At 44.3% G+C, this 25,417-nt stretch carries 32 protein-coding genes; 17 read left to right on the top strand and 15 right to left on the bottom strand.

The window, feature by feature from the left end; all coding sequences use genetic code 11:
- Window positions 1–140: 140 nt before the first annotated feature.
- Entirely contained in the window at window positions 141–323 is a 183-nt protein-coding gene (locus tag F6K63_RS06580; protein WP_081473263.1) for a hypothetical protein, read from the bottom strand.
- A 428-nt stretch (window positions 324–751) separates the two neighbouring features.
- On the opposite strand from F6K63_RS06580, the gene F6K63_RS06575 reads away from it, so the two are divergent.
- A complete protein-coding gene (locus tag F6K63_RS06575) occupies window positions 752–1,417 on the top strand; it encodes a hypothetical protein (RefSeq protein ID WP_009149370.1) in 666 nt (221 codons plus the stop codon).
- A gap of 11 nt (window positions 1,418–1,428) precedes the next feature.
- On the opposite strand, the gene F6K63_RS06570 is transcribed toward F6K63_RS06575, so the two are convergent.
- Entirely contained in the window at window positions 1,429–1,707 is a 279-nt protein-coding gene (locus F6K63_RS06570; protein WP_009149372.1) for a lipopolysaccharide assembly protein LapA domain-containing protein, read from the bottom strand.
- Between the two features lie 286 nt (window positions 1,708–1,993).
- Here F6K63_RS06570 and F6K63_RS06565 point away from each other — a divergent pair, with 286 nt between their 5' ends.
- Window positions 1,994–2,572, top strand: a complete 579-nt coding sequence (locus F6K63_RS06565) for a Uma2 family endonuclease (RefSeq protein WP_287311342.1) — start codon at window positions 1,994–1,996, stop codon at window positions 2,570–2,572.
- A gap of 246 nt (window positions 2,573–2,818) precedes the next feature.
- Here F6K63_RS06565 and F6K63_RS06560 read toward each other — a convergent pair whose 3' ends face one another.
- A complete protein-coding gene (locus tag F6K63_RS06560; RefSeq protein WP_287311341.1) occupies window positions 2,819–3,145 on the bottom strand; it encodes a VOC family protein in 327 nt (108 codons plus the stop codon).
- A 167-nt stretch (window positions 3,146–3,312) separates the two neighbouring features.
- Complete coding sequence (locus F6K63_RS06555; RefSeq protein WP_009149378.1) at window positions 3,313–3,510, bottom strand: hypothetical protein; 198 nt, start codon at window positions 3,508–3,510, stop codon at window positions 3,313–3,315.
- Between the two features lie 72 nt (window positions 3,511–3,582).
- Here F6K63_RS06555 and F6K63_RS06550 point away from each other — a divergent pair, with 72 nt between their 5' ends.
- Window positions 3,583–4,980 (top strand): RNA-guided endonuclease InsQ/TnpB family protein, encoded by a 1,398-nt coding sequence (locus F6K63_RS06550; protein WP_287311339.1) that lies wholly within the window; start codon window positions 3,583–3,585, stop codon window positions 4,978–4,980.
- 2,044 nt (window positions 4,981–7,024) lie between these two features.
- Window positions 7,025–7,258: a hypothetical protein gene (locus F6K63_RS06545; protein WP_287253553.1), complete on the top strand. Its 234-nt coding sequence runs from the start codon at window positions 7,025–7,027 to the stop codon at window positions 7,256–7,258.
- On the opposite strand, the gene F6K63_RS06540 is transcribed toward F6K63_RS06545, so the two are convergent.
- The 3 genes from F6K63_RS06540 to F6K63_RS06530 all read right to left on the bottom strand — a co-directional run bounded on the left by F6K63_RS06540 (window position 7,224) and on the right by F6K63_RS06530 (window position 9,629).
- Window positions 7,224–9,017, bottom strand: a complete 1,794-nt coding sequence (locus F6K63_RS06540; protein WP_287311337.1) for an eCIS core domain-containing protein — start codon at window positions 9,015–9,017, stop codon at window positions 7,224–7,226. The two genes, F6K63_RS06545 and F6K63_RS06540, sit on opposite strands and share 35 nt — an antisense overlap.
- A 132-nt stretch (window positions 9,018–9,149) precedes the next feature.
- Window positions 9,150–9,320: a hypothetical protein gene (locus tag F6K63_RS06535; RefSeq protein WP_287253556.1), complete on the bottom strand. Its 171-nt coding sequence runs from the start codon at window positions 9,318–9,320 to the stop codon at window positions 9,150–9,152.
- 147 nt (window positions 9,321–9,467) lie between these two features.
- The gene (locus F6K63_RS06530) at window positions 9,468–9,629 is read right to left on the bottom strand and encodes a hypothetical protein (RefSeq protein ID WP_158026763.1); all 162 of its coding nucleotides are present in this window, start codon (window positions 9,627–9,629) and stop codon (window positions 9,468–9,470) included.
- A gap of 167 nt (window positions 9,630–9,796) precedes the next feature.
- On the opposite strand from F6K63_RS06530, the gene F6K63_RS06525 reads away from it, so the two are divergent.
- Window positions 9,797–10,348: an Npun_F5560 family protein gene (locus F6K63_RS06525; protein WP_287311335.1), complete on the top strand. Its 552-nt coding sequence runs from the start codon at window positions 9,797–9,799 to the stop codon at window positions 10,346–10,348.
- A 107-nt stretch (window positions 10,349–10,455) separates the two neighbouring features.
- On the opposite strand, the gene F6K63_RS06520 is transcribed toward F6K63_RS06525, so the two are convergent.
- Window positions 10,456–10,602, bottom strand: a complete 147-nt coding sequence (locus F6K63_RS06520; RefSeq protein ID WP_287311333.1) for a hypothetical protein — start codon at window positions 10,600–10,602, stop codon at window positions 10,456–10,458.
- 320 nt (window positions 10,603–10,922) lie between these two features.
- Between F6K63_RS06520 and F6K63_RS06515 the strand changes: the two genes are divergently transcribed.
- Entirely contained in the window at window positions 10,923–12,857 is a 1,935-nt protein-coding gene (locus F6K63_RS06515) for a WD40 repeat domain-containing serine/threonine-protein kinase (RefSeq protein WP_287311331.1), read from the top strand.
- On the opposite strand, the gene F6K63_RS06510 is transcribed toward F6K63_RS06515, so the two are convergent.
- Window positions 12,821–13,003, bottom strand: a complete 183-nt coding sequence (locus F6K63_RS06510) for a hypothetical protein (RefSeq protein ID WP_193431539.1) — start codon at window positions 13,001–13,003, stop codon at window positions 12,821–12,823. The two genes, F6K63_RS06515 and F6K63_RS06510, sit on opposite strands and share 37 nt — an antisense overlap.
- 85 nt (window positions 13,004–13,088) lie before the next feature.
- On the opposite strand from F6K63_RS06510, the gene F6K63_RS06505 reads away from it, so the two are divergent.
- A complete protein-coding gene (locus tag F6K63_RS06505; protein WP_137985759.1) occupies window positions 13,089–13,283 on the top strand; it encodes a hypothetical protein in 195 nt (64 codons plus the stop codon).
- 18 nt (window positions 13,284–13,301) lie between these two features.
- On the opposite strand, the gene F6K63_RS06500 is transcribed toward F6K63_RS06505, so the two are convergent.
- From F6K63_RS06500 to F6K63_RS06490, 3 genes are all read right to left on the bottom strand, one after another.
- The gene (locus tag F6K63_RS06500) at window positions 13,302–13,919 is read right to left on the bottom strand and encodes a PEP-CTERM sorting domain-containing protein (RefSeq protein WP_071106750.1); all 618 of its coding nucleotides are present in this window, start codon (window positions 13,917–13,919) and stop codon (window positions 13,302–13,304) included.
- Window positions 13,920–14,082: 163 nt separating this feature from the next.
- On the bottom strand, window positions 14,083–14,811 hold the full coding sequence (locus F6K63_RS06495) for a PEP-CTERM sorting domain-containing protein (protein ID WP_287311329.1): 729 nt from the start codon (window positions 14,809–14,811) through the stop codon (window positions 14,083–14,085).
- A 381-nt stretch (window positions 14,812–15,192) separates the two neighbouring features.
- Window positions 15,193–15,333, bottom strand: a complete 141-nt coding sequence (locus F6K63_RS06490) for a hypothetical protein (RefSeq protein ID WP_158026762.1) — start codon at window positions 15,331–15,333, stop codon at window positions 15,193–15,195.
- An 808-nt stretch (window positions 15,334–16,141) separates the two neighbouring features.
- Here F6K63_RS06490 and F6K63_RS06485 point away from each other — a divergent pair.
- Genes F6K63_RS06485 through F6K63_RS06475 form a run of 3 tightly spaced genes read left to right on the top strand, consistent with a single transcriptional unit; the run spans window position 16,142 to window position 17,783 of the window.
- The gene (locus tag F6K63_RS06485) at window positions 16,142–16,408 is read left to right on the top strand and encodes a UPF0175 family protein (protein ID WP_071106748.1); all 267 of its coding nucleotides are present in this window, start codon (window positions 16,142–16,144) and stop codon (window positions 16,406–16,408) included.
- On the top strand, window positions 16,405–16,878 hold the full coding sequence (locus F6K63_RS06480; RefSeq protein WP_071106747.1) for a PIN domain-containing protein: 474 nt from the start codon (window positions 16,405–16,407) through the stop codon (window positions 16,876–16,878). The genes F6K63_RS06485 and F6K63_RS06480 overlap by 4 nt, the downstream gene beginning before the upstream one ends.
- Before the next feature lie 5 nt (window positions 16,879–16,883).
- Complete coding sequence (locus F6K63_RS06475; protein ID WP_287311327.1) at window positions 16,884–17,783, top strand: DUF819 family protein; 900 nt, start codon at window positions 16,884–16,886, stop codon at window positions 17,781–17,783.
- A 29-nt stretch (window positions 17,784–17,812) separates the two neighbouring features.
- Here F6K63_RS06475 and F6K63_RS06470 read toward each other — a convergent pair whose 3' ends face one another.
- A complete protein-coding gene (locus F6K63_RS06470) occupies window positions 17,813–19,123 on the bottom strand; it encodes an RNA-guided endonuclease InsQ/TnpB family protein (protein WP_287311325.1) in 1,311 nt (436 codons plus the stop codon).
- 64 nt (window positions 19,124–19,187) lie between these two features.
- On the opposite strand from F6K63_RS06470, the gene F6K63_RS06465 reads away from it, so the two are divergent.
- Window positions 19,188–19,367 (top strand): hypothetical protein, encoded by a 180-nt coding sequence (locus F6K63_RS06465; protein WP_287311323.1) that lies wholly within the window; start codon window positions 19,188–19,190, stop codon window positions 19,365–19,367.
- A gap of 78 nt (window positions 19,368–19,445) precedes the next feature.
- Window positions 19,446–19,706 (top strand): DUF819 family protein, encoded by a 261-nt coding sequence (locus tag F6K63_RS06460; RefSeq protein ID WP_287311322.1) that lies wholly within the window; start codon window positions 19,446–19,448, stop codon window positions 19,704–19,706.
- A 324-nt stretch (window positions 19,707–20,030) separates the two neighbouring features.
- On the opposite strand, the gene F6K63_RS06455 is transcribed toward F6K63_RS06460, so the two are convergent.
- Window positions 20,031–21,128, bottom strand: a complete 1,098-nt coding sequence (locus F6K63_RS06455; protein WP_287311320.1) for a tocopherol cyclase family protein — start codon at window positions 21,126–21,128, stop codon at window positions 20,031–20,033.
- A 295-nt stretch (window positions 21,129–21,423) separates the two neighbouring features.
- Here F6K63_RS06455 and F6K63_RS06450 point away from each other — a divergent pair, with 295 nt between their 5' ends.
- From F6K63_RS06450 to F6K63_RS06440, 3 genes are all read left to right on the top strand, one after another.
- A complete protein-coding gene (locus F6K63_RS06450; protein WP_287311318.1) occupies window positions 21,424–21,672 on the top strand; it encodes a hypothetical protein in 249 nt (82 codons plus the stop codon).
- A gap of 455 nt (window positions 21,673–22,127) precedes the next feature.
- The gene (locus F6K63_RS06445) at window positions 22,128–22,256 is read left to right on the top strand and encodes a hypothetical protein (RefSeq protein ID WP_287311317.1); all 129 of its coding nucleotides are present in this window, start codon (window positions 22,128–22,130) and stop codon (window positions 22,254–22,256) included.
- Entirely contained in the window at window positions 22,256–23,134 is an 879-nt protein-coding gene (locus tag F6K63_RS06440) for a tRNA (5-methylaminomethyl-2-thiouridine)(34)-methyltransferase MnmD (RefSeq protein WP_287311316.1), read from the top strand. The genes F6K63_RS06445 and F6K63_RS06440 overlap by 1 nt, the downstream gene beginning before the upstream one ends.
- Here the strand turns inward: F6K63_RS06440 and F6K63_RS06435 are convergent.
- Window positions 23,095–23,235: a hypothetical protein gene (locus F6K63_RS06435; protein ID WP_287311315.1), complete on the bottom strand. Its 141-nt coding sequence runs from the start codon at window positions 23,233–23,235 to the stop codon at window positions 23,095–23,097. The genes F6K63_RS06440 and F6K63_RS06435 overlap by 40 nt on opposite strands.
- 225 nt (window positions 23,236–23,460) lie before the next feature.
- On the opposite strand from F6K63_RS06435, the gene F6K63_RS06430 reads away from it, so the two are divergent.
- Together F6K63_RS06430 and glmU are read left to right on the top strand one after the other, a co-directional pair.
- Window positions 23,461–23,601, top strand: a complete 141-nt coding sequence (locus tag F6K63_RS06430; protein WP_158026760.1) for a hypothetical protein — start codon at window positions 23,461–23,463, stop codon at window positions 23,599–23,601.
- 184 nt (window positions 23,602–23,785) lie between these two features.
- Window positions 23,786–25,156 carry a bifunctional UDP-N-acetylglucosamine diphosphorylase/glucosamine-1-phosphate N-acetyltransferase GlmU gene (gene glmU, locus F6K63_RS06425; RefSeq protein WP_287311313.1) on the top strand — a complete coding sequence of 457 codons (1,371 nt, stop codon included), beginning with the start codon at window positions 23,786–23,788 and terminating at the stop codon, window positions 25,154–25,156.
- Window positions 25,157–25,417 lie beyond the last annotated feature (261 nt).

The following is a 25,417-nucleotide window of genomic DNA, read 5'->3' as shown; positions in this document are numbered from 1 at the left end:
GAATCGGGAATCGGGAATCGGGAATCGGGAATCGGGAGTCGCTTACAAGGGTAGGTTTTTGAGAAAGGGGTGAGTAGGTACTTTTATAGCACTACCCATTAAGCTTAGGACATTCCTAAACTCTGAAACTTAGTCATAGCTTACTTCTGACTTCTGACGCAAGAACCTTGCTGACTTGCGCGTAGCGCTATATTACGTATAAATTCCTCAAAATATGTATCACCATACACAATAATTTCCCGGATAATTATCCCCATTTCCCGCTTTTCCCGATTCCCCACTCCCGATTCCCCACTCCCGACTCCCGATTCCCGATTCCCCACTCCCGATTCCCCACTCCCAACTCAAATGTCAAGGTTTGATAACTTGCTCAAAACATCTATCGAAGATGCTATGAAACCATTGAGAACCGGCCAAAGGGTTGACCCCTCATGTCACTCAATTCCTGACTGGGTAAGACTCTCCCCAGGTTACCCTAGGGGGCGGAAAGGATTTGCCCACACCATTATCCATAGCAATTAGGGAAAGTTGATCGAGAAATCGCAAAATTTTGAAAATGAGCTAGGGTAGACATTGGCACCAATCTAGATTTCAATTTAGGGTTAGGTTGCCATTGACACACGAAAATTACCCAAAGCTATGGGCAAAGGGCTTATTGCCCCACGTTAAGGGTGAAATTAACAAAAAAATATGCGACCTTAGCAGTAGTGGCAATTCGTTGTAATTCGGTTCCAGTTGAGAGGCAATATTAATGAGTGATGGTATGGCATTCCTGACGGGGGCTGCCTTTGCCGGAATGGCAGCATTGTTTCTCCTCAAAGGAGGAGGCAATATGGTGGCGAATAACCTTCCCTCTTCCCAACCCTTCCAAATTTCCCCTAACAATCCCTATAATTCCCCTTACACAGATCAACCGCCAAACCAGGCTCTAGCTTCACCGAACTTAAATAATTTAAATAATAATTTAAATAATATGCTCAATGTTGAACAGCAGCGGCGGGACACTGAGCAGCTCAAAGCTATGGTTGAGCAACAACGAGCTGAAACTGAACAGCTCAAAGCCCAACTTCACAATCAGCAGTTACTGCTAGACAATCTAACTGCTCAGGTTGATGCCAGTGTGATCAGGGCTCCTGAGCAACTAATCCCTAATCGTAAAACTACTAATGAAACCGCAAATACCCTCATGTCAGGAATACTTTGGGGACTTGGCGGTATGGCGGTAACCATTGGTGGTGGTGCCGTTGTGATTGGCGGGTTAGCCTTGATATCACGACCACAGCGTCCTCCTCGTACAACTTACGTGGTCCAACACCCCTACTCTAGTGCTCCTCCTTCCCTACCAGCGAGACGGCGCTCTGAGTTTATGTCTCATCAATATGATGATAGACTTTATGACCGGATGGACTACGAATAGATTGTCCAAGTCTACTCATCGTAGTATAGGTCATCCTCAGAGTCTAGGAATTTCAAGGATTTCCCCAAAAGCTGCCACACTAGAGGTGCGATCGCTCCCCCAAGAAGACCAATACCAACGCTAACAGCCAAGACAACACCGATTGGCAGATCAATTGACTCGAAGACTAAAAACTTCACGGATACTTCCGTGATATTTTGGATCGAGAAAATAGCGATCGCGCCAATCCAAATAGCAACTATCAGAGAAGTCAGAAGTAAGCCAAGTTTTATGATCTGGGAATAGTTCATTTTGGTAACTAGTTAATGGTGACTAGTTCGACTCTATTTATTATTTTTTCTAGCACAGTAGCCCATCGAATACCTGATTCTGTCAACAGTAGGTGTAGGGTGGGCAAATAATTTTAGTTTCACCAAAAGTACAGTTATCATCGACATGCAGCCCACCCTACTGACTCTGGTGTAGGGTGGGCAAATAATTATAGTTTCACCAAAAGTACAGTTCTCATCTCCCTTTGCCCACCCTACTGACTGACTATGTCACAATGGCTGGTAAGGATAGCCGGAGGTGAGAGCGATGCCCCAACTACTCGACCAAACCACCGATCAACGCATCGTACATGATGGCAGCTGGGAACAGTTTAAGTTGATCCAGAAGGGCTTTGATGGTTCTCCTGGTGTTCGGCTGTTTTACTTTGATGGGATAATCGAGATTCTGATGCCAGGACGAGAACATGAAATTTTTGCCAGTATCATCGGTTACTTAATCACAACCTTTCTGACGGAAAAGGGTATTTTCTTTCAGCCAACTCGCTCAATGACTCAGGAAAAAGAAGGCGTCGCCTCTGCCCAAGCTGATGAGTCTTACTGCATCGGTAGTGTTAAGCCAATTCCAGATTTGTCCATTGAAGTGGTTTTTAGCAGTGGTGGCATCAGCAAGTTAGAACGTTATCAAGCTTTAGGTGTTCCAGAGGTTTGGTTTTGGGAAGATGGATTACTAAAGCTTTATCATCTTCAAGATGGCAGTTATGTCCCAATTGAGCGTAGCTTGCTACCCGGACTGAGTGAATTGGATCTTGATTGCTTCACACACTGTGTTTTGATGGCGGAAACCGATGCGGGAGAAGCGATTAGAGCGTTTCGTAGGCAGATTTAGGGTAAGCTGTCAGCTGTCAGCTTTCAGCTAAAGCGCTACGCGCACGCTACGCGAACAGCGATGAGTTGGGTAGGGTGGGCTGCGTCATGATAGTTTCACCAAAAGTACAGTAATCATTGACATGCAGCCCACCCTACAAAAGCGATCGCACTAATAACCTTCAACCTCATAACCTTGGCCAAAAGGCCACGCTACGCGAACAACCAACTAACCTTCAACCTGATAACCCAAAAAAAATAGTTCCCTCTAGACTGGCCCCACCACATGGCTGTCGTAAAAGCTAATTATGTTTCCTGAAGGTTCAGAGACATCAAACACACTGTGTATTCGCCCTTCGCGAATTTCGCTCGGTGCATAGCCAGCCTCTTGCAGGGCGACTTGTTGAGCCTTCAAATCATCAACCATCAGATCAAAACTCGCTTGTCCTGGTGCCGCTTCAGGTTTATTTCTAAGCACCAGATGGGTTCCCCCTCTCAACTCAAGCACTGCTAAGTCTGGAAATTCAGCAACCTTAAGCATTCCCACAAACTCGAAGAAGTCGAGAGATTTTTTGAAGTCTGAAACGTTTAACAAGATAGGGGAGGCAAGAGGGGGCGAAATTCCCCCACCTCGTCCAGGTGTTGAAGTTACCGTAAGGATAGTGGAGCCTTAATCAAAAAGTTTTAACCCTTTTATACATAACCGACCAACCATAAAGGCTCCACTATCCTAAGGTTTCGTTTCTGGGATGGATAGCCCCTTCAAATGCCAGAGACCTGTTTCCTTACCCAACTCTCTATATATTCTCCAACGCTTACCCCGGAGTCTTCAGCCGACAATTGCAACCATTTCCAAGTAGTATCTGTTAACCAGATTCCGTGTTGTCTTTTTAGCTCGTCATAATGAGCGGGTGCTCCCCTCATTCTTTTCTGAGGCTTTTTCCTTTTTGTGCTTGACATTTGTATTTACCATCAACTATACTAAAATAATATCAGCCCAAGCACGAAGATTTCAAGGAGGTGGTTTCATTCATGGCGAATCTCAGACATACATTTCGTCTGTATCCTAACAAAACAGCTGCGTCAAAGATGTTTTACGCGAGAAAAATGCACCAGTTGCTTTATAACGCTGGGATAGGCGATCGCCGCTATGAATGGAAAGCAAATAAAAAGTCCATAGGATATCTTGATCAACAAAACTGCTTGCCCGCCTTCAAGGAATGTTGGCCGGAGTACAAGGAGTTATATAGTACTTCCTTGCAAGCGACCCTTAAGAGGGTAGACCTGGCATATAATCGCTTCTTTCTTGGGTTAAGTGAAATTCCCAAATATAAGCCAATTCGGAAATACTCCGGATGGACTTATCCCAGTAAGGCTGGTTGGAAGGCTAATACTGACGGAAAAGATGGAACTTTGACGTTGAATGACCTCGGACTCACTATAAAGATGCGTGGTCAGGCCAAGTTTTGGGGGACACCAACGACTCTAACAATTACGTACAAGTCTAGTGTAAACGCTTGGTATGCTTCAATAACCGTTAAAGTAGAAACCCCCGACACTAAATATGGTTCAGGATCTGACTTAACGTACGAGAAAATCGTAGCCTATGACTTAGGGACTGAAACAGCAATCACAGCTTTCAACGGCAGCGAGTTTGAGGAGATAGCCAACCAGCGTTTTACGAAGACTCTAGAGCCTAAAGTGAAGGCCGCCGGGAAGGAAAAGCGCAGGAAGCAGGCTCCTAATTTCAAAAAAAGTATAAAGGCGTCTAAGCGTTGGAAAAAAGCCAACAAAAAAGAATCCCAACTAAAGAGGAAAGCGGGTAACGCGCGTAAAGATTGGCAACACGTCTTGATGCAGTCGCTCATGGGGGAAACCCCCAAGACCGCGCTGCATCGCAAGGTTACATCAGATTTATCTAGTCGTTATGACATCGGCGTAACCGAGAAGCTCAATACGAAAGGAATGACCCGGAAAGCCAAGAAAGGGTCGAAAAGAAGGAAACAAAAAGCTGGATTAAACAAAGCCATTCTGGATGTAGGATTCGGTACTCTCAATAAAATGCTGACCTACAAAATCGAACTCAAAGGCGGAATTGTTCTTCAACTACCGACTAGACAACTAAAGCCATCTCAGCGTTGTCCAGAATGTGGAAAGGTTCACAAAGACTGGGCTGAACTGTCGAATAGATACCACGTCTGTGATATTTGCGGCTTTGGGTTCGATAGAGACAAGACAAGCGCAATAGTGATGTTCAATGCAGCATTAGGAAAACAGCCGGGGTACGGTGCTGACCTCGATAAACGTGGATTTTCTAGCTCTACTTCAAAGACCAGAAAGCATACTGGATCAATGAAGCAACTGGGAAAGATGAAGCGTCAAAAATCACGCTCTAAGGATGGGGTAGCTGACACCCCGTCCTGGCCGTAGGCCACGCTACGCGAACGAACAGGGCGGGGTAGTTCATGCTAACATGCCCAATCCAAATAGGAGGGCGTTGATCTGACTGTGGATTATTTGGAGTCATGGTTCTTACTCTAAAACGGTTGGATATTGTTCAAATTTCTGTGAAGTAAGCATTCAGCTGTCAGGTGTCAGCTAATGGGCTATGCGCACGCTACGCGAACAGTTGGGTAGGGTGGGCTGCGTCATGATCGTTTCTACAAAAGTACAGTAATCATCGACCTTTGCCCACCCGACAAAAGCGATTACGCACCGACGCACGCTAAGCGATCGCACTTTCTATTCTTATTAATCTATCAATCTTAAATTCTCCTCTTATTAATCTATCAATCTTAAATTCTCCCGTTTGCCCATTGCGCACCGGCCCACGCTACGCTGGGTTTATTTTAAGCTGACGGCTGACAGCTGACAGCTGACTGCTTACATAACCTTCAACCAACTAACCTTCAACCTGATAACCTTCAACCTGATAACCTTCAACCTGATAACCTTCAACCTGATAACCTTCAACCAACTAACCTTCAACCAACTAACCTTCAACCAACTAACCTTCAACCAACTAACCAAAAAAAATAGCCGCAGAAATACTTTCCACGGCTAGGAATTTTCGCTTATGCACTCAATTTTCTCACCTATCTGTTCGCGTCGCAAACAGACCGGAGCCTTTGTCCGTAAGCATTCAGCTATCAGCTATCAGCATTCAGTAGTGGTGTCGGGTGGGCAAATAATCATAGTTTCACCATTTGTACAGTTATCATTGATATTTGTCCACCCTACAAAGCTATCTGTTCGCTATCAGCATTCAGTAGTGGTGTAGGGTGGGCAAATAATCATAGTTTCACCATTTGTACAGTTATCATCGACCTTTGCCCACCCTACAAAGCGCGATATTTCTACTGACGGCTGACGGCTGACGGCTGACGGCTAACCTTTGGCCAGGGGGGAAACCCCCCCAGAAATTTAAGGTCTTAACGCCAAATCCAATATCTGATCATAATCGTAATAAATTCTCCTGGATTTCCCGTCGGCTGAAGAGGACCCCAGTCAGTAAGTTGAGCGTAGCCCAAGCCATTAAGGATATACACGGTATGGGTTATTTGCTGGCGAGACCCTTTTAAAATGTACGGAACAACGAATCCGTTTGAATTATCGTTTGAATTTGGCTGAGAGTTTTGAGGCATAGTCGAATAATTGTTTTTAGTTTTATAAATATAATCATAATGATTACAAATTAATGTGTCAAGGGTTTTTAGATTTTTTTTTGTTGAGGGTTAATTGAAAGAAAGGTAAGCTATCAGCTATCAGCAAAATGCTTAAAATTTTGCTCGTTCGCGTAGCGTGCGCCGAAGCGCAAATGGTATAATTTAATGGGTTTAAATTTGGATATCTTATGAATAATATTTGGAAATTTTGTAGGGTGCGTTAGGCGGTTTGGGTGAGAAGATTATATGATATAACCAAGCGTTGAAGCCGTAACGCACCGTGGTATTGGTTGAGAATGGTTTGGTTTCAATTTGGATATAGGATGAATATAATTTTGGGATTTTGTAGGGTGCGTTAGGCGGTTTGGTTGAGAAGATTAGATGATATAACCAAGGGTTGAAGCCGTAACGCACCATGGTATTGGTAAAGAATGGTTTGGTTTCAATTTGGATATAGGATGAATATAATTTTGGGATTTTGTAGGGTGCGTTAGGCGGTTTGGTTGAGAAGATTATATGATATAACCAAGCGTTGAAGCCGTAACGCACCATGGTATATGTTAAGAATGGTTTGGTTTCAATTTGAATATATTGTATATAGATGGTGCGTTACATTTTATTAACGCACCCTACAAGAGCGATCGCACCAAAATGAGTTAAGCTAGCATCAACACAAAATTTCAAGCAACAACAGAGGCGATCGCACTTCAATTGAAAGTTCAAAATTAAAAATTAAAAATTAGGGAAGAAAATATTTAAGTGGGGTAGGGTGGGCAAATCATGAGACTTTGTCCATATGCTCCGTGAGCATGTATATTTGCCCACCCTACAAGAGCGATCGCACTACAAGAGCGATCGCACTAATAACCTTCAACCTGATCATCTTCAACCTGATCACCTTCAAGCAACTAACCAAAAAAAAAATAGGTGTAGGGTGGGCAAATAATAATAGTTTCACCATTTGTACAGTTATCATCGACCTTTGCCCACCCTACAAAAGCGATCGCACTAAGCTATTTGAGGGGCTCCAATTTTCTCCTTAAGCTTTTCATATATTTTATTGGCCGTAGATGAGAAGTTTCTATTTTTTTCATTTGCACCTTCTGAAAGTTGGAATATCATGTAGGCAAAGTTCTCCGCTACCTGATCTCCAACGTTAGCCCACTCGTATATACTGACGATTTGATTTTCCTTCTCACGTTTATCATATAAATTTACCGGTACTGTACTATATTTAAAATCGCTATAGTAGAGTGACTTGTATATATACCTTTCATTTGTATTATCACTATTATTTTGGTTCGGTTTGAGCTTTTGGCGTTTGTCTTTATCTTTGACATGGTCTTCTACTGTTGGGATATCTGCTATCATGAGATTATCTGCATCTTGAAATTTTTCTTTGATTTCATCTAAGGTTCTGTAATGGATAAAATACATGGGCCTCTCCTCGATAGTGGGATTTCGGGAAATGGTAAGGGCATGGTCTACCAAATGGCCTAGCTCATGGATTATTGTTGTTTTAAATAACTTATAGTTTGCCAATCCCTGTCCTTCTTTTGTTGTTCCTTCATGTGTTGTGCGCAATTCTTCGGCCTCGTTAGACTTATAATTTACTGTTATGAAGGTTTCTCCTTCTCGGCTTTTTCCATTTGTCTTTTCGTCTTCTTTTGTGGTTATTACTACCTTAGTGAAATATCTATTGTCTGCTAAATATCTGAGTAACCCGTTCCACCCGTCCTCCACTGTTTGAAAAGCATCGTTCGTTGCTGTTTTGATAGTTTCAACTTGATCGTAGTCATCTGTGAAAATATGATAAGATATTCTGTTGTCAATCCCGCACTCCCTTACGTGTTTGGCCGGTAATTTAAAAACCTTTCTTACCCAGTTGAACGAGACGGCCTGTACTTCCCTTCCATTTCTTTGAGCGTCCAGGTGGGGTTTCGAGTAGATTCTGGGGTGCAAGCTCTTCCCAGGAAAGGGCTCGGGTCTGTTTGCCCGTGTTAGACCGGACTCCGGCACCGGCTGATCCGCGCGCAGGCATATCGGCCAAACTGCGCCCTTTGGGTGGTGTTTTTTGCCTTGGTTCTTGTTGGCCGCTTTCGCACCCATCACATCGGATTCTTTCTCCAACCCTGCATCGTCGTTGATTTCCACACCATCGGTCTGCTTAGTCGGTTTTACCCTTCCCTGCTTCTGCTGCACCACATGCCAAGCCTCATGGGCCAAATGCTTCTCCTGCCCCGGCCCCACATGAATATCCGTCCCCTGTGTATAGGCCAGTGCCTGCAACTGTGCCGGTTTCTGCGAGTTGTAATGTACCCTCACATCATCCATCGAGTAACCCGAGAGGTTTTCAACGCCTGCTTTGAGGCGATCAGGCAAGCCAGTTTTGTTTTGATTATCACTCCTCGATGCCCTCAAGCTTTCGCCAGTTATCACCGTATCCCCCGTCAACGGTTGTGCTCTCCGCTGCACCATAATCCTTTTCGGCTGCATTACCTGATGCCCACCGACCTTCGCCCCTTCCTGGTTTTTATCAACCGGCAGTCCTATCCTTAGCTTTGCTTGCAGCCCCTTTTCATACCATGCTGTGTCGGGCACGTATTGTCCTGATTCTAAGGTGCGCATCACATTAGCACTCATACTTCCCCATTCCCCGACCGCCTCTTCGGCGTTCCACTCCCTTTCCTCGGCTTCCAATATTTCTCTATAACCAATCACTCTGGAGTCTTTCTTTTTTTGAGCAATTGTCCTAGAGGTAGAGTGAGAATATTTCGGTTTATAGGTATGAGTAGTGCGCATAGCAAGTTCCTTTTTCCTTGGTAAGTATTCTGCTATCAGCTGTCAGCCGTCAGCTAATCAATGGGAGGTAGTAAACAAGCTGGGGGGTGCTGGTACGGCTGGTTGAAAATCCCTGCTCGTTTTACACTATCCCTACCGTGCCGTAAACCGGCGTCGAAGGTTGACGCATCCCCCAATCAGCTGATATCTGTTCGCGTTGCGTGCGCGTAGCGCATTAGCTGACGGCTGAATGCTTACATCCCCTGTACCCTTGAAGAAAACAATATCAGGCGTAGGGTGGGCAAATTCTGTGAATCTGACCATCAGTACCGTTATCCTGTGCATTTGCTACAAGGCGTAGGGTGGGCAAATTCTGTGAATCTGACCATTAGATCAGGAATACTGTCGATTTGCCCACCCTACAAAAGACTTTTTTTGGGGAATCCTTTGGGCTTCATGAATATACAAATGCTAAGCCAGGTTAAACCAAGAATTACTTACTCGCACCGTATAAGAAACAATTATTAACAACAATTCTTCTATAGCAAAGGGAGTCGGGAGTCGGGAATCGGGAGTCGGGAATCGGGAGTCGGGAATCGGGGTAGGGTGGGCAAATACCTTTCCTCTGACCAAATCCTCTGGATTCGAGTCAATTTGCCCACCCTACAAGTGCTTTCGAATGGTCAACTGCCGGGTTTCGATGGTACATTAGCTGCAACAGTATTTATTGTGATCAGTGATCGACACCCCCGGTCGCCATCTACTATTGGAAATTGTATATTTACTTGGAGTGGTAAGCCATGGTGAGGCAGATTGAAACCCTATCGAGATCAGCTCTGCAAACGGAAGTATCTCACTTGCGGGAAGAGTTGCAGCTTAGAGACCAGTTAGTGCAGCAGCTGTCTCAAGAACTATTCCGCTTGGTGAAGGGGAATGCTAACTTCAAACCACCCCAAGAGGTGTCTGAGCGCCACAAGGCTCAGATGGTGGTCTTGCGCGAACAGTTGCACGATGTGGAGCAGCAGGTGGAATTTTATCAACAGCAAATTGCCACCCGTGACACGGAAATTAAGCAATTGCGGGATAATGTAGAAGAATTAACCGAGCGCTCCCGTCAGCTAGAACAAGTGGTTCAAGAGCTACCAAAAATTTATCACCAGAAGTTTTCGGAACGGATGGCACCAGTTAAGGAGAAGGTGACCATGTTACAGCGGGAAAACCGACAACTCCACGCAGAACTCCAGAGTGTCAGTTACCGACTAGCGGTCAGAAGCCGCAATATCACCCGCGTTGATCTACCGAGCTTCAATCGTCAGAATGGTAGTCCAATCCCAACGTTTGGTAGTGTGTAACAGCCTTTGGGTTAGGGGTGCGTCAACTGGATGGTTGAAGGTTAGTTAGTTGAAGGTTGAAGGTTGGGTTGTGGAAGGTTGAAGGTTAGATGGTTGAAGGTTGAAGGTTAGATGGTTGAAGGTTGAAGGTTAGATGGTTGAAGGTTGAAGATTAGTTGCGTAGGGTGCGTTAGGGGGGGCATGCCTTCATTTTCCGCCTCGTAGCCACTGTATAGATAGCCCGCCCCGTAACGCACCACCGGGTCACACTGCAATAATAAGATCTACCCGTTTGTGGAAGGTTGTTCGCCCTTGGCGTTCGGTTAGGGTAGGTTGGTTTGTGGAAGGTTGTTCGCCCTTGGCGTTCGGTTAGGGTAGGTTAGTTTGTTGTTGGCCTTAGGCGTTCGGTTAGGGTAGGTTAGCAACAGTTAACATTCGGGAAAACTTTCAACAACAAATGGGGAAAACTTGGGGAGAACTTGGGGAAAACTTTCAACTTTTACTCTGTCTTCGAGTTCCTAACTTGTCAACTTGCTAACTTGTTAACTTGCTAACCCTTCGACTTGGCAACCCTTCGACTTGACCACCCCATATCATGAGCTATTGTCTTAATCCTAAATGCCAAAATCCCCAAAATCCCAATCAGGCCAGGTTTTGTGCCTATTGTGGAACTAGATTACGATTAGGCGGACGCTTCCGTGCTCTGAAGCTAATTAGTATTGGTGGTATGGGGCGCACCTTTCTGGGGGTGGATGAGGCAGATGATAGCAATAGTAAGTGTATCATCAAACAGTTATCCTTACAACAGCAGGATACCAACAATGCTCAGAAAGCGGCTGAGTCTTTCCGCCAAGAAGCTACTAGGCTGCAAGTGCTGGGACAACATCCTCAGATTCCGGAACTTCTGGCCTATTTTGAGGCGGATCACCAATTAGGTATCGCAGGAGAACCTGCTTTAGTCCACAGGTATATCGAGGGGCAAAGCTTAGCCACAGAACTGGAAACGGAAGGGACCTTTAGGGAAAACCAGGTTCGGCAAGTCCTGATTGAATTGCTGCCAGTGCTGCGCTTTATCCATAGTCATCAGGTAATTCATCGGGATATTAATCCCCACAATATCATTCGTCGCCCTCCTCCTGAGTCCTCTTTGTCCCACTTACCAACACAAAAAACCAGGAAGAGGTTTTATTCTTGGGGGGGAAGGGGGAGCGAACTGTTTCTGGTGGATTTCAGTGCTGCTAAGCTGACTACAAAAACTGTGCTAGCACGAACGGGAACTATGATTGGCTCTGCGGCTTACACGGCTTCGGAACAGTTGATGGGAAAAGCGATCGCAACCAGTGATTTGTTCAGTTTAGGGGTTACCTGTATTCATCTGCTTACCAATGTTCACCCCTTTGATATGTTTAATAGTCTAGAAGGGAAGTGGGTTTGGGTCGATTACCTCAGGCAACCTGTGAGTGATCCGCTTATTCGCATCCTCAACAAAATGGTAGAGAATTTACCAAACCAACGCTACCAATCAGCTACTCAAGTCCTCGGAGCACTTGGTTTACCAGAGGATTTCGCTGCTATACCAGTAACGTCTTTATCTACAACAGTTCCCCCTAAATTTGATACTCCTACTTGGAAATGTATACATACTTTTTCCGAAGAGTCTAGTGGAATTAATTCTATCGCCTTTAGCCCTAATGGAGAAACTCTAGTTAGTGGTAGTACAGATAAAAATATCACGATCTTTAACTGGCAAGCTAAAACAGTGGTGGCTAAACTTTCAGGACATTTAAATGTGATTGAAGCGGTTGGGTTTAGTCCAGATGGAGAAATTATTGCTAGTAGCAGTTGGGATAATACCATTAAACTATGGCATGGGGATACGGGAAATTTAATCCATACCCTTTGTGGACATTCTGCTTGGGTGAAGTGTCTGGCAATTAGTCACAATGGGCAACTTATAGCTAGCGGTAGTGCGGATCAGACTATTAAGCTTTGGTTGCTGAAGAAGGCATCATTACAGACAACTTTGTTTGGCCATTTAGGAACAGTTAACGCAGTTGCTATTAGTAAACATGGACAACTGCTAGCTAGTGGTAGTGCTGACAAAACCATTAAGCTTTGGAATTTAGTAACTGGTAAGCTCGCCGCAACCATTACTGGACATTCGGCATCGGTAGAGTCACTCACCTTTAGCCCTAGTGGTCAAATCTTAATTAGTGGCAGTGCTGATAAAACCATTAAGATTTGGTTGCTGAAGAGGGATCGGTATTTACAAATACCAAAGAAACCGTTGGTTACTCTGACCGGACATGGGAATGCTGTTAAATCTATTGCTATTAGCCCTCAAGGGAATACGTTAATTAGTGGTAGCGCCGATAAGACTGTCAAAATCTGGCATCCTGGTAGTGGTGAATTGCTCTATACTCTCACCGATCATTTAGGCGCTGTCACTACAGTTGCTATTAGCCATGATGGTGCTACCATTGCTAGTAGTTCTCAAGATAATACTATTAAGATTTGGCAGTTTGAGTGATTGGGAGAAAGGGAACAGGGAATAGGGAATAGGGAATAGGGAATAGGGAATAGGGAGCAGGGAGCAGGCAATAGGCAATAGGCAATAGGCAATAGGCAATAGGCAATAGGCAATAGGCAAGAGGGAAAAAAACCTGTGTACCTCATAGGCGTAGGGTGTGTTAGGGACGGGCTTGCCCTCATTTTCTCAATAGCCAGTGTTGGGAGAGTCCGTCCGATTGTAACGGGCAAGATGCCCGTTCCACCCACCGGGTCAAACAGCTTTGATCAGATGCACCCGATTAAACCAATGCTTACCTGTTGTCTTGATGCAGTCGCTCATGGGGGAAACCACGGCAGTTGCTCATGGGGGAAACCCCCTTTGGCGGCACTGCCTCCCCAAGACCGCGCTGCATCGCTTATTCAAAAGCTGACGGCTGACGGCTGATAGCTGATAGCTAACAATCTATAATTGTTTCCGACGTTTTAAGGTTGAGGTAAAAAGCCACCCTCCTAGACCCAACATTCCCATCAATGTTGTTGGTTCAGGAACAAGTGTATAGGTGACAGTTCCACTTCCGAGAACGGGCTGGCGCGGCTCGTCTTCTGGAGTATAGAAGGTAGGATCGAAACCGTCAGTGAAATCACCATTAGAAAAGCGGAAAAAATCTCCAGGGAAGTCACCAACGGCGGTAAAAGGATGATAAACTACATCGTAATCTAGCCCCAGTAATTCTCCGTTTAGGAAATTGACAGTTGGGAAGTCTGGGAAACGCTCGTCGTCCTCTTCATTAATTCGAGGATCACTAAATAGGGTAACTAACAAACCATCGTCAACTCCTAAACTCTCAGCTCCCACCTTAGTCAAACTTGAATCGTCAAAGGTAAACTCACCGTTGTAATAATCAGGATTGGGGGCAATATCGAGTTCAGGAGAGCCAGTCAGGAAAAAGCTCTTTTCCAGATTCACTGTGAAATTATATTTGACAGTTGCTGCTTCAACGGAGTTAATTCCGACTACCCCTAAGCTTAAGCTACCGCCAACGATCGCTGCTGCTACTTTAGTTAAAGTCTTGATTGTCATTGTTATTCTCCTAGTACAAGAAAAAATACACAATAAATTTCACCTCTTTTCCAGCTAAGAGGGAAGCACCCGATGCCTGGATATGTAGATTTATAGCGCTACGCTTAGCGTCAGAAGTCAGAAGTCAGAAGTCAGAAGTAAGCTATTACTTACGTTTCGGAGTTTAGTAAACTTTTGCCTCTTGCCTCTTGCCTCTTGCCTTGCGTGTAGCGCTATATTGTTTCCGACGCTGTAAGGTTGAGGAGAAAAGCCACCCTCCCAGACCCAACACTCCTATCAATGTTGTTGGTTCAGGAACCGCAGAAACTTTGGCAAATTGTCCTGTTGTTTCTAAGTCAGTTAGTCGATCAATATAGGTGTCACCAACCTTGCCCGTATCAATCAGTTCCTGGGTGGTTCGAGTCGGAAACGCAATATCTTCATGGCTACTAAAACCGATAGGAAAACCAAACTCATCCAACCAATCATCTACATGGACGTGAGGGGTACTACTTTGGGGTGGTTTTGACCAGAAGGTTAAACCATCGCTTCTGGAGCCATCTCCAATGTTGATTCCATCTGGGTCAAAGTAAGTCCCCGATTGGAGTATTTGCTTTGTTTGAGTATCAAAATTGAAGTTAACGCCTGGATCCAAATGATTATCGGTATAGCTTCTCAAAAAATTGCCTTGAGGATCAAAAAATGAGACAGTCAGAGAATCTAAGTCACTGGTCCTGACGATTCCATCGGTGTAACTTTGGGTTTCGTCATAGCTAAATAAACCGGTAACGCTAAAGCCAGCAATTTGACCTGTCCAATCAAATCCAAAGGTAATTGCCTCAGCTACGGTAGGGATAACGATACTTAATGCTGTACTTACAGTGATAAGGGCTGTCTTGAAATAGCGAGACATAAGTTTAAATCTTCTAGAATCAAATGATATGCTTTCGGCAGAAGGAGTTAGTAGTCAATAGTTAAATTTAGTAGTTGCTAAACTCAAACTTACGAAGGATTTATGAGTAAACATTTTTAACTCCTTCTTTTAAAATTATTATTATTTGAAAAAAAAATTGCCTTTTAAAACATAAAATGCTCCTATAAAACCCAATGTTAAAAGCCCCAAAATTGAATTAAATTCAGAAACTTGAAGCAGCTCAATAAATCGGGTATAGCATTATTGGGTAAGGGTAACCATTCAGCTAATTTGCTACAGATGGTGCTTTTGAATGAATAAAATGGGTAAGCATTCGTTTAACCTGAGTTACGTCGTCACAGCGTCGTTCGCACAGCGTGGTCATTCGCTTAGCGTGGCCAAAAGGCCAAGGCCAAAGGCTGTGACACAAAGCACCTCAAGTAGCGTGGCCTTGGCTTTTGGCTTTTGGCCAACGCCTGAATGCTTACTACCAAATAGCGGACGAGAAAAAAATGTAGGCATTGTGTTGAACTGCTCTAAATCTCGAATGCCTCCTTATTAATAGTTTTTATCAATTAACGCCGATTTTAATCTATCAAGATTTTTAATAAAACTCAACCCTCAACTATGAAGATAATATAAAAATATTATAAAGATAAGATGAAGATAGCTTGAAAATTTAAACTGATACACCTCAGAGGGTCAAAATGTAATTTTTATGTGATATAATTAAAGTTTATGAGTTAAAGCTTAGGGTAAAATTACCAGTAATCATCTGTTGCTAGAAACGATTTAATCAGGTTTTCAGCCTGATTGTTGAGGGCGACTTGCTCTGGTTTGAGCTCACTTTCTTTAGGGTAGAATCCCTATCACCGAACACCCATCACTTAACCCCTGTCTACTTTTCAGCCTTATTGTCACCTGATCAGCTGATCTACCTAGGCTTGCTGCCCTCAATCCTTCCTCAAACCCTTAAGTAACCAAACGTCAGGGCAGAAAAATTTTGCTATTTGTTGACCGATCTTGACTATAAGATTCATCAATTATTAATAACTTATTTCAATTAGTGACTAGTTTTGGAATAGGGAATAGGGAATAGGGAATAGGGAGCAGGGACTTCGGAGCAGGGAATAGGAAAGAGATCCAAAGAATTTTTAATGTTGTGATAAATTAGCACCATTGTTCATAACCTATTTATATAGGGCTTCTCATAGCTATGAGGTACACAGGATTTTTTTCCTGATCTGAAGTTCCCTATTCTCTCTTCCCTACTCCCTGCTCCCTAACTTTGGAGTTAAACTGCATCTATGGACAGACTCCGATCACCCTTATGGAAATTACCATTCAACTCCCCGATGAAATCGCTAGTCAACTCCAAGTAGGTGACCTCTCCCGCAGAATCCTTGAACTGATTGTGGCTGATCGCTATCGTCAAGGTCAGCTTGGTGCTGCCCAAGTCCGCAGAATCCTTAACTTTTCTTCTCGCTGGGAAACCTACCAATTCCTCAAGCAGGAAAAAGCTTACCTTCCCTACACCGAAGCTGACCTAGAGCAAGATAGCCAAACCCTCGACAATCTATTTGCCAACCCTGGATGATCGTTGTTTCTAATACTTCCCCGATTAACTACCTAATCCTGATTGGGCAGATTAACCTGCTACCCCAACTGTTTGGGCAAATCATTATTCCCCAAGCAGTGTATGATGAGCTATCAGATGTGGCTGCCCCACCACCTGTGCAAACTTGGATTGCCACCCCACCCCCTTGGCTTAAAATTAGACCCGTTAGCCTATCTTCCGATTCAGTTCTAGATTTACTAGACCCCGGAGAACTGGCAGCTATTCTTTTAGCTCAAGAACTCACAGCAGATTTAATTTTGCTAGATGATATGAAGGCAAGGCGCATAGCAAAAGAACGAGGATTAACCATCACAGGTATTTTGGGAATTTTAGACCGGGCAGCTACTATGAAACTTATCAATTTACCTGTTGTTGTCGATAATCTTAAAAATACATCGTTTTGGGCATCGGAAAGTTTATTTGAAAAGCTTTTAGATAAGCATTCCTAAAAAACATGACAACGTCTCTTATAAATCCTAATCAAGATTTCGCTCTATGGGCTGTGCTGCTGTCAGCAGCAACAATTGGATTCTGGGCAGAACGAACTCCTTGGGGAGCTAAACTATCTGGGGCTGTTGTCACCATTTTGGTAACGTTCATCCTATCTAATCTTAGGATTATCCCACCGGATGCTCCCGCCTATGGTGTGGTCTGGTCTTACTTAGTTCCATTAGCTATTCCTTTACTACTATTCCAAGCTGACTTGTTTCGGATTGTGCGGGAGGCTGGACCTACTTTAATTGCCTATGGAATTGGTGCAGTGGGAACAATCTTAGGCACAGTAGTTGCTTACTATCTCATTCCTTTAGGAGAGGAAGGTTGGAAGTTGGCAGCAATTTTTTGTGCTACTTATATTGGTGGTTCTGTTAATTTTGCGGCAACCGCTGAAAGCACTGGATTAAGAGCAGGAGATTTACTGAGTGCCGGGGTAGCAGCAGATAATTTAGTGATGACCTTGTACTTTTTAGTGCTGTTTACTTTACCTTCCATTAAGTGGCTACGGGGAATTTTCCCTACCCAGCGTTCCCATGATAATTCTAATTCTAGTCAGTTTAGTGTCTTTGATTCCCAGTCTCGACAAGAACTGTCTGTTATCAAGATAAGTTTCGCATTAGCCATTAGTATGATTGCTTGTGCTGTCGGTTATGGTCTCGCTAGCTGGTTGGGCTTCAACAAAGGGGGAATTTTGGTAGTAACAGTTTTAATAGTAATGCTAGCGACAGTATTCCCAAGTTATTTGGGTAGGATAACGGCTGCAGAAAAAATTGGCTATCTGCTGATGCAGGTATTTTTTGCTGTAATTGGAGCCAGCGCTAATGTGGAAATAGTGCTACGAGTGGGATCAGTTCTTTGAACTCTCCACGGGTTGAAACCGCGTGGATTCTAAACGGATATCACTTCGCGGGTTGAAACCGCGCTCCGTGATGCCGCTTCACGATACGATCTAGAGAGAGAGTCTAGTTTGTATCGTTGGGGCAGGTTCAATACTGCCCTTCCGACCTCGGCTAAAGAAAACTCTAGCTGTGTCGCTACTTTTCTAAGGATGTTGGCCGCACCGTTGCAATCTGAATTGATTAATTCACCTTTTCCAGATCTGTAAAGCCCACGTCTAATTCTTCTTCCTGTCTCTTTCCACCCCTCGGGTTTTCCACCAAGTGTAGGCAAAAAATCACGATCTAAAAAACTAGCTTTGCTTGTATAGCTTTCTTCTGTTTCAACGAATTTAATTCCATGCTCAATACATAACTGTTCTATTCGGTTTTTTAATTTAGCCGTGGGTATTTGAACAAAATTCTGATTGTTCCTTTTTCCAATATTGATACTGTCTTTATTGCGTTGGTTCCAGCCGAAGACTATTGTACTGACTTCATTCCTTAAACACCAGTTAACTATAAATCTAGCTCCTTTGTTTATGTTGTCTCGCATTTGTATATTGCGCTTTTCGGTTAGGCTCGCAAGCTCATCGTCCCAATAGCTTTGCTCCTTCCCTTTCTTTAAACTAGCCACACGCTTGTTATAACGCTGGTTCTGAGACTTGACTTTTCTTCCATCTAAGATAAAGGATTTCCCCGTAGTAGAAACACAGGTTAGCCAGTTATTTACCCCAGGGTCTATACCTAATACTTTGTCTGTTTTCTGAACCTGTTCGGGAGTTGATCTTTCGTAAACAAAATCTATGTACAAGCACCCATTCCTGGGGACAAAGCGATACTCTTTAATTGACCCAAAGTCAATATTGGAAGGCATCGGAAGCATGAAATTATCTATCCCAAACCAAGCCTTTATTTGTTTCCCTAAGGTAAATTTTAACTGTCCCTTAACTTGTTTTACCCATCTAGCAGGGTAACTAACAACGGCTAGCCCTCCCTTTTTCCTGTAAGTGGGAACTCTAGGCTTGTTAGATAATTGACCTTTTTTGTACAGCTTGCTTAAAGCTTTATAAGATTTGAACGACTCAATTACTCCATGCAGTGTCTGCTGAGCACAAGCTGACCTCATTGCTTTAAAGTGAGGATTTGTCTTCATTATCTTGTCTAATTCAGCATTTGTAAGGTATTTACCAGCTTTAAACAAAATCTGACGACAATAGTAAATTCCACAATTGGTCAATTTATTCGCTTCTGAGCAAATGAATTCTAATATTGCTCTATTTTCAGGCGTAGTACTTATTAAATGCTGTTGACAACCGTACATGCTGCATCGACCTTTTAGCTGTGTTATTCTAATAATATACCCTGGAAATTAGGATGTCAACAAAATGTCGAAAGAAAACAAAAGAAAAGTGGGAAGACCCAGCCTTCATGGTGTCAGGAAAAAGTCATATAGCGTGATGGCCACAGAGACGGCTTGGAATGGAGTGAAAGAGATGGCGAAGACCTCTGGTTTGAGTCTCTCTGAATTTATTGAGACTTTAGGACGAACTAAGCAGCTTCCTTAATACGAGAGCCGGGATCAATCCCGGCTCGCTCCACGCCCACCCAATAAATTAGGTGGCTAACCCTCGCTTATTACTTTCTTGTTTATTTTTGCTGGATTAATTCTCGCCATCCATTTGTTAGTGCTACTGGGAGTTGGGCGATTGCTGGGTTTGGATTTAGCTGAATTAGTAATTGCGTCCAATGCTAATATGGGTGGGCCAACTACAGCAGCGGCTATGGCGACAGCACGGCAGTGGGATAAGCTAGTTACTCCAGCGATTCTTTGCGGTACTCTGGGTTATGCAGTAGCTACGTTTATTGGTGTCGGGTTAGGTAATTTTCTGCGGTCTTTGGGTTGATATTGAATTTTGAAATTGGGTGAGGTACTTACGCCGGTGGATTTTAGGGAGCAGGGAGCAGGGAGCAGGGAGCAGGGAGCAGGGAAGTCGGAAGTGGTAAAAAATACTGTTTACCTCATAGCTATGAAAAACGCTATATCGCATTTTCCTAGGTTTTGGAAATATTTCCGGATCTAGGTACAACTCCCTTGGATTCAGAAATAGTAGATGCACCCTGACTAATCCCTCAGCTACCCGCTGGGGTTTTTTGTTGATCTTGAACGTAGATATAAGGGAATTAACCAGAAGCAGAGGAATTTGGGAAAATACCAAGGCCGTATAGTATCACAAAACCCAAGGCAATTTAGCAGAAGAATTCCAGGTTTTCTCCCAAGGCTCACCACCAACTTCTAATCCACATAAATTACTTTCAGCTATCAAAATCGGTTCAACGTTATCCCCACGTCGTTGTTTAAGTTCCAACTTCAGGTGACCTTGCATAGTATCTCGGCAAATGAAATCTAAGCCCTTTTCCGTGGGAGCTCGTAGAAGTGTACCAGCATAGTCAGTTGTACCAGTTAACTCTACTTCATACTCACCATTGCGCCCTTGCATCTGCCAATTTCCCCAAGGCTTGATCTGCCAGCTTACTTCTGAATTCCAGGGGACGAATTCATAAAATTTACCTTCGTAGTGAATGCCAATCAAAGCAGCTGCTTCTGCCAAGCCCATTACTTCCCGTCTACCACCACCAGCAGTCAGAGCCAGGTCTGGTTGATCGGTAAAACTGTTGCAATTGAGCCAAAACCACTTCTTAGGAAAAGCACGACCCCAATTTTTTTCCCCATAGGCCGGGACATTGGTAAAGTCATATAGCCTACCATTCCAATCAATCCAGCCAGTGGCTAAACCGTGGGCCATCAAGATTTGCCATCCTGGTTCAAATATCTGTAAAAACGAAAGCCAGCCAGCGGTTGATTGCTGGGCTTTTCCCAGATCTCCCCAGCCATAAATCGGTTTAATTTCATAGCGCCAATCACAATAGCCTCCGCTGGCTGGGTCCCGAATAAACCCTTGATTCAAGGTAGCTGTAGCCTGATATCCTTCCTTGATTTGATACTCAAATTTATCGGGGTTAAGGTATTGAGGAGTAATTTGTAATTTAGTTTTACCCCAATGTCCTAGACCTAAGGATTCCGATGACCCCCAAAACTCTTCCGGATGGGGAAAGGTACGACACAGATACTGATCATCAGGGCCTAGAATTTGGGCTGAACCACCACTATAGGGTTGACCACCAATGGGGTCTTCAATGGAATACATAAACGCAAAGGTCTGACCACAATTCGGTAAAGTCACCCGATAGTACCAACCTTCAAAAAAGCGTCCGCTCTTACCGTCCCAGTGATATCCGCTGTGGGGTGTTTGAAAAGGATCTGTCATAGACTAGGGTTTGGTTCGATTGAATTTTGATAGTCTCAGCTTAGGGAGAAACAGGATTTTGCCATTAATTCTTAGGCGTTGCTGAATCAGGGTCTGATTTGAGGAGTTGCGTTCCCGGGAGTAATAGCATCACATTTCTCGCCAGATAATCAACCCAAGTCAATCCTACTATGCAATGCCGATTAATGTCAGTAATAATTCTTAACATCAAAGGTACCCTCAAGGGTAATGTCAAGCCAGGGTTAGATTTTCTATGATCAATGTGTTGATTGAAATTAATTACAGCAAGAGGTAAATGATGAGTATAGCAGGAACATGGGGTCAATCTGAGGGTCAATCTGAGATTACAGTGGAGGATATGCAGGTTACTATCACTATGGGTACTCGTCCAAATGGGCGTGGTGTTGTGATCTGTAGTGACCCAGATGTAATACGAGTTAACTTCCCAGATGATCGAGTTTACATAGGTACTCTGATTAATCAAAATCAAATACAGTGGGCCGGGATAGGAACATTAAACGCGAATAACGTTTGGACGAGGTAACAAGTTTAGGTAGTGGTAAAGATGTAGTGGTTTAGCTACTTGTTTACCACTACCGAAGTTTAGACCTCGGCGTTTGAGTCGTAAGTAATAAGCTGTTGTGCATTTAAAATGCACAACAGCTTAGTTAAGATCAGGACCCAAATAGTCTATCAAGCGAAAAAGTTTTTGCTACTCCAAATCCGAGGAAATGTGGCGACATTCTGGTAATTCACTATCTTAAATTTTGGGATGTTCCAGATCCTTCTCTGTGTAATTATTTAAATTATACCTTAATTCAGCAACGCCAATTCTTTTGAAACTCCCCGTCTCTTTAGAGCGGGGAGTTTCAATAATCCGATGGTGGGCAGTGCCTACCAACTAGAAGCGTTGAAAGTTAGCAGGTTACATGTTCGATGTTGGGCAAATAACCTACCCGACAGGAACGCCAAAGGCGAACAACCCCATCACCTTCAATCGTGGGCAGATGGTGGGCAGTGCCGAGTAACCCTATAGCCAGCTTGGTGAATCTGTCTAATCCACTGCCCACCCTACATCAACTGTTCCCTCTTACCCCTACTCCCTACTCCCTACTCCCTACTCCCTAATGCCCGATAACAAGGTATTCACACCGGAAATGACTGCTGATGGCTCATTTACCTTTTTTTGTTCAGAAATTGGTGAATCCTATCACAGCCGACAAGGTGCCATAGAAGAAGCCCAGGTGAAGTTTGTCAAACCTTGCCAACTAGCCCAAAAAGCCCAACAGCCAGTGCTACGGTTGTTGGATATCTGTTATGGTCTAGGTTACAACACCGCTGCTGCCCTAGGGGAAATTTGGACACAAAATCCCCACTGCCATGTCCAACTGGTTGCCCTAGAATTAGACTCTACCGTACCACAAGCTGCGATCGCTCAGGGTTGGCTGAATCACTTTCGTGATCCTATCCCCCAACTATTAGAGGCTCTGGCAACTACTGGACTGGTTGAAACCGAGCAATTCCAAGCTCAACTATATCTCGGTGATGCCAGAGAGACTATCCAACAGGTGCAACAAGGTAACTTCCAAGCCGATGCTATCTTTCTTGACCCCTTTTCCCCACCTAACTGTCCTCAATTATGGACCCTAGAATTTATTCAACACTTAGCCCAATGTTGCTCAGACACCGGTAGACTAGCCACCTACTCTTGTGCCGCAGCAGTTAGAATTGCCCTGATCACAGCTGGGTTTACGATTGGCTCTACCATTGAAGTGGGAAATCGGCAACCCGGTACTGTCGCTAGCTTTACTGAAACTGATTTACCTAGCTTATCAATCCGAGAGCAAGAACATTTGGAAACTCGTGCTGCTGTGCCTTACCGAGACCCTAATTTATCTGACTCAGCCTCAGGCATTTTACACCGACGCCGCCTAGAGCAGCAAAACTCTTTACTTGAAGCAACCTCTCATTGGAAAAAGCGTTGGTTGAGAGAGCAAAGGGAATAGGGAATAGGGAATAGGGAACAGGGAGTCGGGAGTCGGGAGTCGGGAGTCGGGAGTCGGGAGTCGGGAGTCGGGAGTCGGGAGTCGGGAGTAGCAAAAGGCAAAAGGTGTTGCTTAATAATTGAATGATTTTAAGAGTGAGGTGGAATGGGCATCTTGGTGGAATGGGCATCTTGCTGTGGAATGGGCATCTTGCTGTGGAATGGGCATCTTGCCCGTCCCTTGATCTTTTCGCGCGGGTAGGATGCCCACTCTACTCCTATTCATTCAAAGACTGACGCAACGCCAGGCAATAGGCATGCATGCTAAAGGCAAGACAGGTTTAAGCGATGCAGTCCCGATTCCCGATTCCCGATTCCCGATTCCCGATTCCCGTTCCCCTCCTGGGAGGGGTTAGGGGTGGGTTCCGATTCCCGATTCCCGATTCCCGATTCCATTCCTATAGTCATAATAAGTTAATTTTAAGCTAATTAGCAATTAATCAGAGTTTAATCCGGAATAATCCTATTTATTCTCCCAATAAATTCATCATTCTTATCCTTAATTCTTAATTCTCTCTGTTGCATCTTTAACAAAACTGCCAATTTATGACATTGAACTGAAGTCAAGTCTTAGTATGATAGGGATGCAAAGATGGAAGCAAAAAGCTAATCTATGGTTGCAGTAGCAATTCTAGCGGCAGGACGCGGAACTCGCATGAAATCTGACCTGCCCAAAGTCTGTCACCGTTTGGGTTCACAAACTCTAGTGGAGCGAGTGCTCAACAGTTGTGTTTCTATTAACCCCTCACGAGTGATCGTGATTTGTGGCTATCAGAGTGAACGGGTAAAAGAAAGTCTGAGCGCCTACACGGATGTAGAATTCGTTGAACAGAAAGAGCAATTGGGTACTGGTCATGCCGTCCAGCAACTGTTGCCCCACTTGGCAGACGATACGGGAGACTTACTGGTCTTAAATGGTGATGTTCCCTTGTTGCGTCCCGATACCATTAAACGACTATTAGAAAGCCATCAAGCCCATAACAATGGCGCTACGATCCTAACTGCCCATTTGCCCAATCCCACGGGCTATGGACGGGTTTTCTGTGATAGTAACAATCAGCTGCAACAGATTGTGGAACACCGGGATTGCACTGATGCTCAAAAGCAAAATCACCGCATCAATGCTGGTGTCTATTGCTTCAACTGGTCTCAATTGGCTTTGGTCCTACCAAAACTGTCTGCGGATAATGACCAAAATGAGTATTACCTAACGGATGCGGTTACCATGGTTAATCCAGTAATGGCAGTGGATGTGGAAGTAACCCACGAAATTCTCGGGATTAATGACCGTAAACAGCTGGCCATGGCTGAGCAGATTTTGCAAGAGCGGATTAAGGATGGCTGGATGAAGGCAGGGGTGACATTAATTAACCCAGACAGTATCACCATTGATGAGACTGTCCAATTGCAACCTGATGTCACCATTGAGCCCCAAACTCATTTGCGGGGTAAGACGGTGATTGGTGCTGGTAGCAGGATTGGCCCAGGGAGTCTGATTGAAAATAGCCAGTTGGGTGATAAGGTGACCGTGCTATATTCAGTGGTAAGTGATTCTGTGGTTCAAGATGGCACCCGTATTGGTCCGTATTCCCATCTTCGGGGTCATGCCCAAGTAGGAGAATCCTGCCGTATTGGAAATTTTGTGGAACTGAAAAATACTCAGATTGGCGATCGCACTAATGCCTCTCATCTATCTTATTTGGGAGATGCTACCCTAGGGTCACGAGTGAATATTGGCGCAGGTACCATTACTGCCAATTACGATGGTGTTAAAAAGCATAAAACCCAGATAGGCGATCGCACTAAGACTGGCTCGAATAGTGTTTTGGTGGCACCACTGACCTTAGGAGAGGATGTCACGGTGGCGGCTGGTTCTGTGGTTACCAAGGATGTGCCAAACGATAGCTTGGTGATTGCTCGTAGTAGAAATCAGGTCGTTAAACCCGGTTGGCGATTAAAGACCACTGAAGATTCCAACAGCTGAGCAAGGATAAGGGATGGCGGTAAGTTGATCAGGTTGTTGGGTGGTAAGCTATCAGCATTCAGCTAATGGGCTACAGATGGTGCTACTTGAGGTGCTATCAGCTAATGGGCTACAGATGGTGCTACTTGATGTGCCAAAGGCTGACGGCTGAATGCTGACGGCTGAATGCTGAGGTTGGGTGAATTACCAAATTGGGTGTTTCAAGAGGGGCAATAGGGGTAACAGAAGTAAGAAGCAGCAAGCTTATGACTAAAGACTAGG

It is taken from the genome of Moorena sp. SIO1G6 (genome assembly GCF_010672795.1).
In the GTDB taxonomy this organism is placed as follows: Bacteria; Cyanobacteriota; Cyanobacteriia; order Cyanobacteriales; family Coleofasciculaceae; genus Moorena; species Moorena producens.
This window is presented reverse-complemented; position numbering and strand designations above follow the sequence as displayed.